This window comes from Candidatus Sulfotelmatobacter sp., from assembly GCA_036500765.1.
Lineage (GTDB): Bacteria > Acidobacteriota > Terriglobia > Terriglobales > Acidobacteriaceae > Sulfotelmatobacter.
The window spans coordinates 218,510-232,695 of the sequence record DASYBM010000001.1 but is presented as its reverse complement, the minus strand read 5'-3'; the positions used below and the strand labels follow the sequence as shown (position 1 = coordinate 232,695).

15 protein-coding genes are annotated in these 14,186 nt (G+C 58.2%); 12 read left to right on the top strand and 3 right to left on the bottom strand.

Features of this window, described 5'->3' with window-relative positions; genetic code table 11:
- Window positions 1-122: 122 nt before the first annotated feature.
- The 3 genes from VGM18_01015 to VGM18_01005 all read left to right on the top strand — a co-directional run bounded on the left by VGM18_01015 (window position 123) and on the right by VGM18_01005 (window position 3,428).
- The gene (locus tag VGM18_01015) at window positions 123-1,118 is read left to right on the top strand and encodes an electron transfer flavoprotein subunit alpha/FixB family protein (protein ID HEY3971550.1); all 996 of its coding nucleotides are present in this window, start codon (window positions 123-125) and stop codon (window positions 1,116-1,118) included.
- 47 nt (window positions 1,119-1,165) lie between these two features.
- A complete protein-coding gene (locus tag VGM18_01010; protein ID HEY3971549.1) occupies window positions 1,166-1,402 on the top strand; it encodes a type II toxin-antitoxin system HicB family antitoxin in 237 nt (78 codons plus the stop codon).
- Window positions 1,403-1,697: 295 nt separating this feature from the next.
- A complete protein-coding gene (locus tag VGM18_01005; protein HEY3971548.1) occupies window positions 1,698-3,428 on the top strand; it encodes an electron transfer flavoprotein-ubiquinone oxidoreductase in 1,731 nt (576 codons plus the stop codon).
- 72 nt (window positions 3,429-3,500) lie between these two features.
- Here the strand turns inward: VGM18_01005 and VGM18_01000 are convergent, their stop codons facing one another.
- Both VGM18_01000 and VGM18_00995 read right to left on the bottom strand, forming a co-directional pair.
- Window positions 3,501-3,788 (bottom strand): type II toxin-antitoxin system RelE/ParE family toxin, encoded by a 288-nt coding sequence (locus tag VGM18_01000; GenBank protein ID HEY3971547.1) that lies wholly within the window; start codon window positions 3,786-3,788, stop codon window positions 3,501-3,503.
- On the bottom strand, window positions 3,773-3,961 hold the full coding sequence (locus tag VGM18_00995; protein ID HEY3971546.1) for a hypothetical protein: 189 nt from the start codon (window positions 3,959-3,961) through the stop codon (window positions 3,773-3,775). The genes VGM18_01000 and VGM18_00995 overlap by 16 nt, the downstream gene beginning before the upstream one ends.
- A gap of 92 nt (window positions 3,962-4,053) precedes the next feature.
- Between VGM18_00995 and VGM18_00990 the strand changes: the two genes are divergently transcribed.
- The 9 genes from VGM18_00990 (at window position 4,054) to VGM18_00950 (ending at window position 10,992) form a co-directional block, all read left to right on the top strand.
- Window positions 4,054-4,491, top strand: coding sequence for a DUF488 domain-containing protein (locus VGM18_00990; protein HEY3971545.1), 438 nt, complete (start codon window positions 4,054-4,056; stop codon window positions 4,489-4,491).
- 25 nt (window positions 4,492-4,516) lie between these two features.
- Window positions 4,517-5,380: an SGNH/GDSL hydrolase family protein gene (locus VGM18_00985; protein HEY3971544.1), complete on the top strand. Its 864-nt coding sequence runs from the start codon at window positions 4,517-4,519 to the stop codon at window positions 5,378-5,380.
- A 66-nt stretch (window positions 5,381-5,446) separates the two neighbouring features.
- Window positions 5,447-6,268: an SGNH/GDSL hydrolase family protein gene (locus VGM18_00980; protein HEY3971543.1), complete on the top strand. Its 822-nt coding sequence runs from the start codon at window positions 5,447-5,449 to the stop codon at window positions 6,266-6,268.
- 211 nt (window positions 6,269-6,479) lie between these two features.
- Window positions 6,480-7,574 (top strand): GTP 3',8-cyclase MoaA, encoded by a 1,095-nt coding sequence (gene moaA, locus VGM18_00975; protein ID HEY3971542.1) that lies wholly within the window; start codon window positions 6,480-6,482, stop codon window positions 7,572-7,574.
- A gap of 13 nt (window positions 7,575-7,587) precedes the next feature.
- Window positions 7,588-8,238, top strand: coding sequence for a CPBP family intramembrane glutamic endopeptidase (locus VGM18_00970; GenBank protein ID HEY3971541.1), 651 nt, complete (start codon window positions 7,588-7,590; stop codon window positions 8,236-8,238).
- Window positions 8,239-8,276: 38 nt separating this feature from the next.
- Window positions 8,277-9,065 (top strand): glycoside hydrolase domain-containing protein, encoded by a 789-nt coding sequence (locus VGM18_00965; GenBank protein ID HEY3971540.1) that lies wholly within the window; start codon window positions 8,277-8,279, stop codon window positions 9,063-9,065.
- Window positions 9,066-9,254: 189 nt separating this feature from the next.
- A complete protein-coding gene (locus VGM18_00960) occupies window positions 9,255-9,542 on the top strand; it encodes a hypothetical protein (protein HEY3971539.1) in 288 nt (95 codons plus the stop codon).
- 87 nt (window positions 9,543-9,629) lie between these two features.
- Window positions 9,630-9,965, top strand: a complete 336-nt coding sequence (locus VGM18_00955; GenBank protein HEY3971538.1) for a cell division protein ZapA — start codon at window positions 9,630-9,632, stop codon at window positions 9,963-9,965.
- Window positions 9,931-10,992 carry a VWA domain-containing protein gene (locus tag VGM18_00950; protein ID HEY3971537.1) on the top strand — a complete coding sequence of 354 codons (1,062 nt, stop codon included), beginning with the start codon at window positions 9,931-9,933 and terminating at the stop codon, window positions 10,990-10,992. Before VGM18_00955 ends, VGM18_00950 begins: the two co-directional genes overlap by 35 nt.
- Window positions 10,993-11,006: 14 nt before the next feature.
- Here the strand turns inward: VGM18_00950 and VGM18_00945 are convergent, their stop codons facing one another.
- A complete protein-coding gene (locus VGM18_00945; protein ID HEY3971536.1) occupies window positions 11,007-13,892 on the bottom strand; it encodes a PAS domain S-box protein in 2,886 nt (961 codons plus the stop codon).
- Between the last annotated feature and the right edge of the window lie 294 nt (window positions 13,893-14,186).

The window sequence follows — 14,186 nt, the reverse complement described above, 5'->3', positions numbered from 1 at the left end:
CTTAGGGAGGGGCGGACGCCTCGTCCGCCCGCCGAGCGAAGCTCGGCTGCTGCGATGGTGTAGGCGGAAAAGCAGATTCCTCACCGGCGAAGAACGCCGGTTCGGAATGACAAAAGGATTTTATGGCTGACAGCATCATAGTCGTCGTCGAACAGCGCGAAGGAAAACTGAATCGCGTCTCCTGGGAGACTATCACCGCGGGCCAGGCGATTGCCGCGGCTACGGGTTGGACTTTGGAGGCGGCCGTTGTGGGCGGCAGCGCCGCGGCACTTGCCGCCGAAGTTGCGGCGAAGAAGATCGCGAAAGTCTATGCCGTCGAGTCGCCGAAACTCGAGCCCTACACGCCCGATGCATTCGCTGCGGGGCTGAAGCAATTCCTGGCAGCGAAGCAGCCCAAGCTGGTGCTGATGCCGCACACCTACCAGGTCCGCGACTTTGTGCCCAAACTGGCCACGGCGATGGGCCGCACCGTGATCAGTGATTGCATTGGATTCAAGCACGAAAACGGCAAGCTGGTTTTTACGCGGCAGATGTTTCAGGGCAAGCTGGCCGCCGACGTGAGCTTCACGAGCGACGCTCCATGGTTCGCTACGTTTCAGAACGGCGCGTTTCGCGGTGACAAGGCCGAGGCCGGAGCCAACGCCGCCCCCGTCGAAACCGTTAGCGTCGAGATCGCCGACGGCGTCATCCGCAGCAAGCCGCAGGAAGTTTTCAAGGAAGCCAAGCAGGCGGTCGACCTGACGCAGGCGGAAATCATTGTAGCCGTGGGCCGGGGCATCAAAGAGCAGAAGAACATCGAAATCGCCAAGCAGTTGGCGGACGCGCTCGGCGGAGACCTGGCTGCGTCGCGCCCCATCTGTGATTCCGGCTGGCTGCCCATGGACCGCCAGATCGGATCGTCGGGGCAAACCGTCGCGCCCAAGCTGTATCTGGCGCTCGGCATCAGCGGGGCGATTCAGCACATCGTCGGCATGAAGGGCGCGCGCACGATTATTGCGGTGAATAAAGATTCGGAAGCGCCGATCTTCGAGATAGCCGATTATGCGATCGTGGGTAACTTGTTCGACATCGTCCCGCCGCTGATTGAAGAAGTGAAGAAGGCGAAGGCAGGAGGGTAGCTTCTTCCAACGTATCCTGGACTGGACAGACGCTTTATAATATTGCTATGGACTTGATGCTCACTGCCGTATTCGAGGAAGTGCCTGCGTCTGAGGGCGGCGGTTACCTTGCCTACGCGGAGGAGCTACCGGGTGCAATTTCCGAGGGAGATACGCTGGAAGAGGCACGCGAGAACCTGAGAGACGCGATCAGCCTGCTCGTAGAAGCCAACCGCGAAATTACTGGAAAGCGAAATCCGGGTAAGAAAATCACTACAGAGAAGATCATCGTGTCTGTCGCGTGACGTAGCCCTCTGATCCTTCTTAATCTTAAACGCTGCAAACGGGGCTACCCACAAGCTCAGATGAAGCGCGTGGACTTAATTCGTCACCTTGCTTCAAATGGCTGCGTTCTTGTCCGCGAGGGAGCGAATCATAGTGTCTACTTCAATCCTGCCGGCCAACGCACCAGTACCGTTCCGCGGCATCGAGAAGTCAAGAATCCCACAGCGATTCGAATTTGCAAACAACTTGGTGTGCCCGATCCCCTTCGCTGAATCCGCCCGCTCCGTTATCATAGCCAGTTACACTTGGTGCTAAATGCTAGTGTTCCGCAAACCTCTCGAAGGCGTTGAACGGCCGCAGATGCCGGCTGATGTAGTCATCGTCGGCGGCGGACCGGCTGGGATGGCTTGCGCGCTGCGGTTGGCGCAGATGATTGACGCGCACAATGCGGAGCATCCGGATTCGCAGTTCAGTAAAGAAAATATTTACGTTCTCGAGAAAGCGCGGGAGGTTGGACAGCACTGCCTCTCCGGGGCGCTGCTTGATCCGCGGTCGATGCTTGAGTTGCTGCCCGATTTTGCGAACGAAGCTCCGCTCGACGCCAAGGTCACGAAAGAGGCGGTCTACTTTTTCACCGAGAAGGGTAAGTTTAGGTTTCCCATCACGCCGCCGTTTCTGCGCGATCACGGGAACTATGTGATCTCGCTCAACAAGTTTGTGAAGTGGTTGGGCAGCAAGGTGGAAGCGGCCGGGATCACGGTCTTCACCGGCTTTGCCGGGTCTGAACTGCTTTTTGATGGCGAACGCGTCACCGGCGTACGCACGGACGACAAGGGCGTCGACAAAGAAGGTCATCAGAAATCGAACTTTGAGCCGGGATACGATTTGCAGGCGAAGGTTGTGATTCTGGCGGAGGGGCCGCGCGGGTCTTTAACGAAACAGCTCATCAACAAATTCGATCTCGCGAAGAACGCCAACCCGCAAACTTACGGCGTGGGAGTGAAAGAACTTTGGGAAGTTCCGGCAGGACGCATTGCGGCGGGCGAAGTGATTTACACGATGGGTTGGCCGCTTACCACGAAAGAATACGGCGGGGCGTGGATTTACGGCTCGCCGGGCACCGGATCGAACGACAACGTCGTGTCGCTCGGATTTGTCACCGGGCTCGACTATGCCGATCCGCGGCTTGATCCGCAGCGCGTCCTGCAGGAGTTCAAGAAGCATCCGTTCGTGGCTAAGCTTCTCGAGGGCGGCAAGATGATTCGCTACGGAGCGAAGTCGATGCCGTACGGCGGCTGGTGGGCGATTCCGCCGGTGGCGGGCGATGGCTGGATGATTCTCGGGGATTCTGCGGGCTTTTTGAATTCGGCGCGGCTGAAGGGAATTCATCTCGCGATCAAGAGCGGGATGCTGGGGGCCGAGACTGCGTTTGATGCGCTGGTCAAAGATGATTCGTCGGCCGCGACGCTGAGTGGGTTCCAGAAAAAAGTCGAATCCAGCTGGATCAAAGAAGAACTCTGGAAGGTACGCAACCTGCATCAGGGATTCGAGCGCGGCATGGTCGCTGGTTTCTTCCATACTGGCTTGCAGATGATTACCGGCGGACGCGGCTTGCGCAACCGGTATCCTGCGAAGGCCGGGTACGAGCACATGCGCAAGCTGGCCGACTTGCCTGCCGACGGCGGAGCGGAAGCGCACCTGCTCGGCCCAGCCAAGGGCGATGGCAAACTCACATTCAACAAGCTGACGGACCTTTACCACTCAGGCACGAAACATGAAGAGGATCAACCATCGCACCTGGTGATCGACGACACGAATATCTGCAATACGCGCTGCGTGAAAGAATTTGGCAGCCCGTGCCAGAATTTTTGTCCCGCGAATGTCTACGAGATGGTGGAAGACGCGAGCCAGCCCAACGGTAAGCGCATCAGCCTGAACCCGTCAAACTGCGTCCACTGCAAAACCTGCGACATTGCCGACCCGTACCAGATCATCACCTGGGTTCCTCCGGAAGGCGGCGGCGGCCCGAATTACGACGGCATGTGAAGGCGAGAGCTTGGTCACGATTTGTGCGGATACATCTAAATAGTCGGTCATTCGCCGCAAAAATCTCGTTTTTTACAGCTGCACGATGCGCTTCCCGTGGATCACCGCGGCAATCACGACTTCCTTGTCTTGCAGTCGGTAGATGACGCGGTAGCTGTACACGACTAGCTCACGGATGCTCTCGTCGTCGAATTCCGGGACCTTGTGTCCCGCACGTGGAAACTGTTTTAACGTTCTGGTCGCACTCACGATTTTCTTGACGACGATGCCAGCGTAGGTGGGAGAATCAGCGCCTATGTATTCGGCGATTGCTTCGATATCTTGAAGAGCGCGCCGAGACCAATCTACTCGGTGAGCCATTTGCTGAGGCGAAGCTCGACTTCTTCCTGAGAAAGTGTGCCATTGACTTTTGTGTCTTCAAGGCCGCGGCGCACTTTGTCGAGGACGTAGAGGTGGTATTGAATATCCTCGATGGAGCTGTTGTCCGGAAGTTTGTTCAGGAGCAGTTCGACATCTTGTTTGGCGGTACTCATACGACCTCTCCGGATGAGGATATCATTGCGGGAGCGAATCACCGCAGAATTGTCCAGCGCATCATCCCGTGGCTTAGGCGGAGGCTGCGTCTGTGAAGCTTTTTACGATTGGATTTACCAAGAAGCCGGCGCGGGAGTTCTTCGGCAAAATGCGGCGTCCGGGACTGGTGCGGCTGATCGACGTGCGGTTGAACAACGTTTCGCAGCTGGCCGGGTTTTCCAAGCGCGAGGATCTGAAATTTTTTTGCGAGTCGATCCTCTCCATCCGATATTTGCATTTGCCGGAACTCGCGCCGACTCACGAAATGCTGGACGCGTATAAGAAGAAGCGCGGCGATTGGCGGGAGTATGAGCGAGATTTTCTGGCATTGATGGCCGAGCGCAAAGTGGAAGAGAATGTAGCGCGCGAGTTGATCGACGGAGGCTGCCTGCTGTGCAGCGAACCCACGCCGGAGCACTGCCATCGCAGGCTAGTCGCCGAGTATCTGAAGGACAAGTGGGGCGGCGTGGAAATTGAGCATATCTTGTAGAGTTCGGCTTGAGTTTCGAACGCCTGTGAGACAGATCGGGGTCGTGTCGAAGCTCACCTCGCTGATATTATTTGAAGCGCAAGTTTTTCTGGGGGGGGCCAAAGTGCGCTCGAAGGAGTCCTGCGCAGTCTCGCAATTCACAGCAATCTTGTTGTTTACTGTGTCCGCATTCGCGCAGCAGCCTGCTCCCTCGATTCCCTCAACCGGGTACCCTGGACTGGATGAGTACCGAGCGTCCCGCATTGCTATCTATACCGACGACTTCGGGCAACTGGGGCGCTATCGCGAAGACAACGCTAAGCTGGCGCCGCCTGTGCATGGCGAGAATCGGGTCATCTTTATTGGCGACTCCATCACCGATTACTGGAAGCTGGCGGAATATTTTCCGGGCAAACCGTACATCAACCGAGGGATCGACGGGCAGACTACGCCCGAGATGCTGGTGCGCTTCCGCCAGGATGTGATCGATCTGCATCCTAAAGTGTTGGTCGTGCTGGCTGGGACCAATGACCTCGCGGGAGTCACCGGGCCCGCGCGCAACGAGGACATCGAGGCTAACTATGCGTCAATGGCTGAGTTGGCGCAGGCGCACGGCATTCGGATGGTGTTCGCGTCCGTGCTCCCGGTACACAACTACACAGCGGACGCAAAGGAATCGTTTGCGCTGCGTCCGCGCGAAAGAATTTTGGCGCTGAACGCGTGGCTCAAAAATTACTGCGCCAGAAATGATCTGGTGCACCTCGACTATTTCTCCGCGTTGGTGGATAGTAAGGGAATGCTCAAGCACGAGTTGGCCGATGACGGGCTGCATCCCAATGACGCGGGGTACAAGATCATGGCGCCGCTGGCGGAGAAGGCGATCGCGAAGGCGCTCGCGGGCAGACGCTGAATTGGGGCCAAAGTCCGGTCGCTTTGTCGAAGGCGTAGGCTGGGCTATGCTGTGTCCGAGGCAAACATGCACCTAAGACCAGTCTGCATCTTCACGCAATTTTTGGCTGTCATAACTTTTGTTGTTGTTTCTTTTGCGCAGCAGTCTGGCGCACCGGCGCCCGCCGCGCCGGCGACTTCCCCAGCTCCGCTTTCGATTCCAAGCACCGGCTTTGGCGGGCTCGACCAGTACCGTTTGAGGCGGATCGCTGTTTTCACCGACGACTTCGGCCAACTGGAACGCTACCGAGCTGCTAACGCCGCGCTCACGGCGCCGAAGCGTGGCGAGGATCGCGTCGTGTTTTTTGGCGATTCGATCACCGATATATGGCATCTCGGCGAATATTTTCCCGGCAAGCCGTACGTCAATCGCGGCATTGGCGGGCAGACCACACCGCAGATGCTGGTGCGCTTTCGGCAGGATGTGATTCATCTGGACCCGAAGGTTGTAGTTATTCTGGCTGGGACCAACGACATTGCCGGGAACACCGGCCCGATGCGGATCGAAGACATTGAAGCGGACTACGCTTCGCTCGCGGAACTGGCGCGGGTGAACAATATCAAAGTGATTTATTCGTCGGTGCTGCCGGTGCACAACTATACGGAGGAGTCGAAGGATTTTTTTGCGCAACGCTCGGTGGAGAAAATTCTTCTGCTGAATAACTGGCTGCGGGCTTACTGCGTGATTCCCGCAAATGGCTGCGTTTACCTGGACTATTTCAGCGCCATGGTTGACGACAAAGGATTGATGAAGAAGGATCTCGCCGATGACGGACTGCATCCCAACGCGGCGGGGTTCAAGATTATGGCGCCGCTGGCTGAGGCGGCGATTGAGAGGGAACTGAAATAAGGCAGTCGTTGGTCGTTGGTCGTTAGCCGTTAGCCAAAACGTCGTCGGTCGTCGGTCGTGCGGCCAAAACGCCCACCGCGGGCCGGATACTTTATCCGCCATTGCTCTCCGTCATTCCTCAATCCAACTATAATCGAAGTAGGAATGTCGTCGCGTGTCGATCGGCCAACGACCGCAACCGACGGCCAACGACCAACGACCAACGACTATCTTGCTTCTTCGCGACAAATTCGGGCGCGCGATTACCGACCTTCGGATTTCCATTACCGATCGGTGTAACTACAAGTGTGTGTACTGCCGCACGGGGAATGAAGGCGCGCTGTATGGCGACCTGCCGTTTGAGGATTATTTGCGGATGGCGCGGGTGCTGGTGGGGATGGGGATCCGCAAGGTTAGGTTGACCGGCGGAGAGCCGTTGTTGCGCAGGGGCGTGGTCGAGTTTGTGCGCGAGTTGGCGCGGTTGGGGTTCCAGGGGCTAAAGCCCGATTCCGATAACGGCTCTAACGGCACGGCTCAAGCCGTGCCCTTCCCGTCCGTGCATACGCCGAAAGCACCAGTTGCACCCAACCTCCCTCTCGATGCTGAGTCGCTCGATATTGCGCTGACCACCAATGGGCACATGCTGGCGGAGATGGCGCAGCCGTTGAAGGATGCGGGGCTGACGCGAGTCACGGTGTCGATGGATGCGGTCGATCCCGATCGTTTTGCGCGCATCACGCGGGTGGCGAATGGATACGATCACGTCCTGGCGGGGATTCGGGCGGCGCGCCGGGCGGGGCTGTGGCCCCTTAAGGTGAATTGCGTGCTGATGCGCGGATTCAATGAAGACCAGATCATCCCATTCGGGATGTTCGCGCGCGAAGAGGGCGTCACGGTCCGGTTCATCGAGTTCATGCCGCTGGAAGAGGGTCGCACATGGTCGCCTTCGACAGTGGTAACGCTCGACGAAATTCTGGCGCGCATGGCCGAGTATCGGCCGCTAGTGGAGATTCCGCATGCGCATTCGGAGACGGCGCGGCGCTATCGCTTTGAAGACGGTATCGGCGAGATTGGAATCATCGCCCCGGTGTCACATCCGTTCTGCGGACATTGCAGCCGCATCCGCATCACCAGCGATGGCAAGATTCGCACCTGCCTGTTTTCGGTATGGGACCACGATCTCCACGCGCAGATGCGCCGCGGGGCATCGGACGAAGAGTTGGAGGAATTTATCTGCGGAGTGGTGGCGCAAAAAGAAGAGCGGCACCATATTGGCGAGCCGGGTTTTGTGCCGGCCTCGCGGACGATGGTGCACATTGGGGGATAGGACGGCGAACGGAATGCCCGGAGCGGCGCACGCTTTACCGCATTTCTGGCTGATCGCGGAAATGATCGCGCTGTTTGTGGGCCTGCCGCTGATTTTTCGTTTTCGGCTGATTCCGATTCCGCCGATTCCCGCGCTGTGGGTGCTGGCGGCGTACTGCCTGTACCGGTTGTGGGGCGATAAGGGATTCGATCGCCGGATGCTGTGGAACCCAGGAGTGCTGCCGGCGTCGGCCGCGCAAATCTTCGCCATATTTGCCGGAGCTGCGTTGCTGGTCGGCGCAGCGGTATATTTTCTGGCCCCGGGATTACTGTTCAATTTCGTGCGGCGCGCGCCCGTGTTCTGGGCGCTGGTGATGGTTCTATATCCCGTGCTCTCGGTCTACCCGCAGGGAATTGTCTACCGGGCATTTTTCTTTGAGCGCTATCGCGGGCTGTTTGCCGATCCGGCGATTCTGATTATGCTGAGTGCGATCGCGTTCTCATTCGTGCATATTATTTTTCGCAATCCCATTGCGGTGGGCCTCACTTTTGTTGGCGGACTCTTGTTTGCGTGGCGGTATGCGCAGACGGGATCACTGTTCACTTCGTCATTCGAGCACGCGCTCTATGGATGCTGGATGTTCACCATCGGCTTGGGCGAATACTTTTATAAGGGGGCGCGTTAGTGCCGAGCCTCCTTCTCTTCTTTCCTGCGGCATTAATTTTGACAATACTGGGGGTGCCGGCGCAGGCTCAAACTCAGACCTATCTCGGTTTCGATCGCAACGACTATCCGGGCGACGCCAACCTCAAGACTCTGCGGCAGACTTTTTCCTATAGCGGATATTGGCTGAACAATCCTCCGGGAGCTTCATCGAATTCGTGGGAGGGGCACCGGGCGGCCCTGGAGTCGGCGGAATTTGGATTTCTGGTGCTGTTCAACGGGCGGCTTTACGCGCAGTTGAAAACTGTGGCCAACGCCACTCGACTCGGGCGATCAGATGCTCGGGCTGCGGTGGTGGCGGCGCGGCGCGAAGGCTTTCCGGCGGCGACCATTATTTTTCTCGACCAGGAGCAGGGCGGGCGCATGCTGCCGGAGCAGAAGGCTTACATTTTTGCCTGGGTCGATGGCGTTGCGGCGGCGGGGTTTCGGGCTGGGGTTTATTGTTCGGGCATTCCCGCTGGAGATGATGGGAATGTCGTGACCGCGGAAGATATTCGGCAGAGCGCAGGAAAGCGCGAGATCGCGTATTGGGCGATTAATGATGCGTGTCCGCCGGCGCCGGGATGTGCCTTTCCGTCGAGTCCGCCGAGCCCGGCGCAGAGCGGAGTGGATTTCGCGGAAGTGTGGCAGTTTGCGCAGTCCCCGCGGCGCAAGGATGTGGCCGGGCGGTGCACGAATTACAACCGGGATGGGAACTGTTATCCGCCTGGAATTACCGCTGGGCAAGGATTGCACATCGATGCCAACTCGGCTACTTCCAGGGACCCTTCGCAGGGACGCAGTCGGTGAGATTGCGGGTCTTCCGGTTTATGGGGGGCTGCCGCTGCGCTCGGCCGAATCCTTCGACCACTCTCAGGATGCCATCACAAGCCAGAAGCTAGAAATGCAAACACCCGCACGCCGAGAGAGGTTCCTCGTCCACAAAGATGTGGAGTATACTGCGAAGAAGTTTCAGAATCTTGGCAGGGAAGTGCAATCATGGCTTTGAGTTCGGTTGAACAGGTGGCGGAGCAGGTTCCGGCGGACGATTTTCAGGCGCTCGAAGAGAAGATTTATCGCACCATAGAAATGTACAAAGCGGCGCGGCAGGCACAAACTCTAGCCGAGCGCGATGCGCAGCGGATGCGGCAACAGATGGAAGACCGGGAAGAGGAGCTCGTCCGACTGCGGCGCGAAACCGTGCAGTTAAAGAAGGAGCGCGAGGAAATTCGCGGGCGGGTCGAGAAAATGCTGGAGCAAATCGAGTCGATCGCTGAGGCCAGCTAGCGAAACAGGGTTAAGCTTCGCTTCCGCCGGAGGGTCGAGAGCCTGCCCTGAGCTTGTCGAAGGCGGCTGTCGCACATGAGGAATGAGATGGCTACCGCAACCAAAGATCAGATGGTGAAAGATGCGCAGAATGCCAGCGTGCGCGTGGAGATTTTCGACCAGGCCTACAACCTGCGCGGGACCGATCCGGACTACATTCTGAAGCTGGCGGCCTATGTGGACGCCAAGATGCGCGCGGTGGCCGAGGCGACCAATACCATCGATACCGTGCGGCTGGCAGTGCTGGCGGCGCTGAATATCGCTGATGAATACCATTTGTTGAAGAAAAAGCAGGACGCCGGGACAACCGATTATCAGAAGCGGGCGCATCTATTAGCAGATGCGCTGGATGAAGTGCTGGCTGAAGACCGCAAGGCAGGCTAGTCTGCGACTGCCTCGCCTGCGACAAGAGAATCTGCGGCGCGGCCTCCTATTCAGCGCAATTCTCGCCCTGTGCGCACTGCCCAGCGGCGCTCCTTCTCAAGACACAACGATCCGCTCGCAATCGAATCTGGTGCTGATTCCGGCGCTGGTCAAAGACCAGGAAGGTGGCATTGTCTACGGCTTGCAGGCCAAAGATTTCCTTATGGAAGATAATGGCGTCGAGCAGCAGGTACGTCTTGACGAAGCCCCGGAGGGCCAGCCGATCTCGCTGGTCGTAGCCATTCAGCGCGGACGGCGGGCCTATGCCGAGTTCCCCCGCATGCAAGGACTGGAATCAATGCTCGACCCGCTATTTGCGCTGGGAACGGCGCGAGTGGCCGTGCTGGAGTTCGACAGCAAGGTGGACCTCACGCGAAACTTCACGAGAGATGCAAGCCTGGTGGAGGACGATCTCAGAAATCTTCAGCCCGGCGACGGCGGAGCGGCGATTCTCGATGCGGTCGATTACTCGGTAAATCTGCTCAAGAAGGAGCCGGAGGGCCGGCTGCGCGTGCTGCTGCTGATCAGCGAGACCCGTGACCACGGCAGCCATGTGAAAATCGAGGATACGGTGGCGGCCATTGGGCACAGCAATTGCGTGATGTATGCGCTGGCTTTTTCGCCCGCTCTCTCGAATATCCTCGACACCGGCCGCGGCAACAACAAACCTGGCACCGATATGAATGAGATGCACAATGGCATCGACTTCATCGATCTCGGCTACCGGATGGTGCAAGCCATGAGAAAAAACGTCCCGAGCACCGTGGCCATGATGACGGGCGGCGAATATGAACTCTTCGCCACCAAAAAGAAATTCGATGTGCGGATGAACGACTTTACCAATCATCTGCACAGCCGGTATCTATTGAGCTTCGCGCCCAAGAGCCCGCGTCCCGGACTGCATCAGCTTCGAGTGCGGCTACGAAATGGAGGGGATGGCACAGTGCTGGCGCGAGGCTCGTACTGGGCTCAGGAGTCAGCGCAGTAATCAGCGCCGCCACTCTACTCGACGCGCTGTTCTTGACGCGTGTCGGCGCTGGCATCCAGAACCTCGCGCACTTTCGCCACCAGCGCCGACAAAGTGAACGGTTTGGGCAGGAACCACAGCCCGGGGTCGAGCACGCCGTAATGAACAATCGCATTGCTGGTATAGCCCGAGATGTACAGCACCCTGACGTTGGGCGCAACGTGAGCGATCTGCTCGGCCAACTGGCGGCCGTTGATGCGCGGCATGACCACATCTGTAATTAGCAAGCGGATGTCGCGATGATTCTCTTTGCAGATGGCAAGCCCCTCCTCGGGGCTTCCCGCGACGAGCATCTTGTAGCCGCAATGCGCTAACACGGAAGAACTGAGCTGGCGAAGCTGGGGATCGTCTTCGACTAGCAGAACGGTTTCCGTGCCGCGTTGCACGCTTTTGGGGCGGTTATCGGCGCCGGACGACTCGGCGGGCTGGTCGACGCGAGGCAGATAAATCTTGAAAGTCGTGCCGCGTTCGGGCTCGCTATAAACCCAGATGTAGCCTCCGCTCTGCTTCACAATTCCGTACACCATCGAAAGTCCGAGGCCGGTGCCTTTGCCGACTTCTTTCGTGGTATAGAAAGGTTCGAAAATGCGCGCCTGTGTTTCCGGAGTCATGCCATGGCCGGTATCGCTCACGGCCAGCATCACGTAGCGCCCGGGCTCCGCGGGTTGATGGCGATCTGTGTAAGATTCATCGAGTTGCACATTGGCGGTTTCCAGGGTGAGCTTGCCGCCGCGCGGCATGGCATCGCGGGAATTCAAGGCCAGATTCATGATGACCTGCTCGATCTGACCGGGATCGGCCTTCACCGAACCCAGACCATTCGAGGGCACGGTCAGGACCTCGATGTCTTCTCCGATCAGGCGGCGCAGCAGCGAGTCAAGGTTCAGCATGATGTCGTTCAGGTTGATGACGCGCGGGGAAAGCACTTGTTTGCGGCTGAAAGCCAGCAATTGGCGGGTGATGCCGCTGGCTCGCTCGGCCGCCGACTTGATCTGCGCTGTGCTGTCGGCCAGGCGGCTGCCGGAGGGAACCCCTTCGGCCACGATTTGCGAGTAGCCGAGAATTACGGTGAGCAGATTATTGAAGTCATGAGCCACGCCGCCCGCCAGACGCCCAACGGCCTCCATTTTCTGCGACTGGCGCAGTCTTTCTTCGAGCGCTACCCGCTCGGTAACATCCTGCGCCAGTGAAGCCGCGCCCAGCACTCGACCGGACTCGTCCACCAGCGGAGTGTTGTACCATTCGCAGGAAATCGTGCGGCCATCTTTGGTCACATTGTCGTTGGCGCTTCGAGTTCCTCCATTCTGATTCAACACTCCCTGCCAGACTTCGTCTACATGCCGCCGGAAATTGGGAGGAACAATAAAACTGGCGTGCTGCCCCAGGGCCTCCTCGCGGGAATATCCGAAGATGCGCTCGGCGGAGGGATTCCAGGCAGTCACACGAAATTGAAGATCCCATTCCACCACCGCCAGCGGAGTGTGCTCGAAGTGAATCGAGAGTTTCTGCTGCGATTGGCGGATGTCCTCTTCGGCGCGCTTGCGATCACTGATGTCGCGGCAAATGCCGAGCAGTCCGATGACCTTGCCGTTAGCGTCGCGATAGGGGCCTTTAGTCGAGAGGAAGGTACGGGTCACGCCTGCCGCAGTCCCCGACTCCTCGTACGTCTGGGTCACGCCGGACTGCACGACGAGACGATCGCGCTCCATAATCGCGCGGCCAATTTCCGGAACAAACAACTCAGCGTCGTCCTTTCCTAAAACATCCGCGATGCTCCGGCCCAAAAAACCCAAGCCTGCCGAATTCATCATGAGATAACGGCCTTGCAGATCTTTGACAAAGATCGCATCTGTCGTGCCCTCGGTAATTCCTTGCAGCAGGGTGAGATTTCTTTCCAGTTCGGACGAACTGATCAGCAACTGTTTCTGAACGACAAACAATCTACCGCCCGCGGCGGCAAACGAAACCAGCGCGAGCACGAGGGACCAGTAGAATTGCTCCTGAGCGATGCTAATGACGAGTGGGAACACGATCGCCGGAATCAACAGAGGAGAGAATTGGGCGAGCAGTTGCAATCGATGAGAATGCGACTCTGGCCCTAACGGCTGCTCGCGGCCGCTCCAACTTCCTGCAATCACGATCATCAGGCAGTAGCTGAACGTCCATGTGAGATCGGGCCATTCCCCCTGCCGGTAGTGGCCGGAGGCGAGCCAGGCGAGCGTTGCATTAAGTACGATGGCGTGAACGCCCAGTAACAGACCCATGCGCAGGAAAAACGCTTTCTCGGTGCGACGGAGACTCAGCAGTCCTCGAACCAGGAAACTCAGCGTGATCAGGCCAAAGAAAAGAATCCCCGCATGCAACTTCCGGACCTCCATGGCCTGCCCAGCGGCCTGCCAGCGCGAGGGGACATAGATCTGCGACAGTTCAACCGCCAGGACGAGTGTGCAAACCTGAATAAAATCGCAGAATCTCAACCACCCGAATCCCCTGCCCGGGTCTCGTGGACTCAGGAAAAGGGTCATCGTGGCCGGGACAATCCAGAAAAACACAAGAACGGCGCTCGGCCACAGCGTGCCTAGCGGAGCATGAACATAATCGTAATAATCGGTGTAGAGAGCTGCCCCGATCGTGTCAAGCAGCAAAGAAAGAGCGACCAGGCGCCAGACGCGTTTGCCAAAGGGTCCGGACTCCCGCGAAGCCAGCCAGCACACCACGGCCGCGGTCAGCGGCGCGGCGGTGTCGATCCAGTCTCCCCAGACTGACGCCGTGGAGGTGCCGTAGCGCAACAACAGCACGGCCACATGCGTGAGCATGAGAAAAGCCGCCGCCGCAAATGCGGACGCGCGCAATTTCGACATCGCTACAACTTCTCCGGCGTGCCGGCGACCAACCTGCGGCTACGCTCTGGGGGCCCATTATTTTGTTCTGGAGTATGAACTCACACTTGGCCATCAGAATCAAGTCCTTCCGTGATCCGGGGGCAGCAAATCGCCAGCATTTTCCCGCCATTTTGCCTAACCTTGGTATTGCTAGAGTTCCCCGAAAACCGCCTACTTCTCCCAGGATCGGAGCAAGCCCGTTTGTGAATTTGTGAATAAGACATTACTTTCGTTGCAAGCGATCTGCCAACTTTTTGCGATCTTCCACTTGCC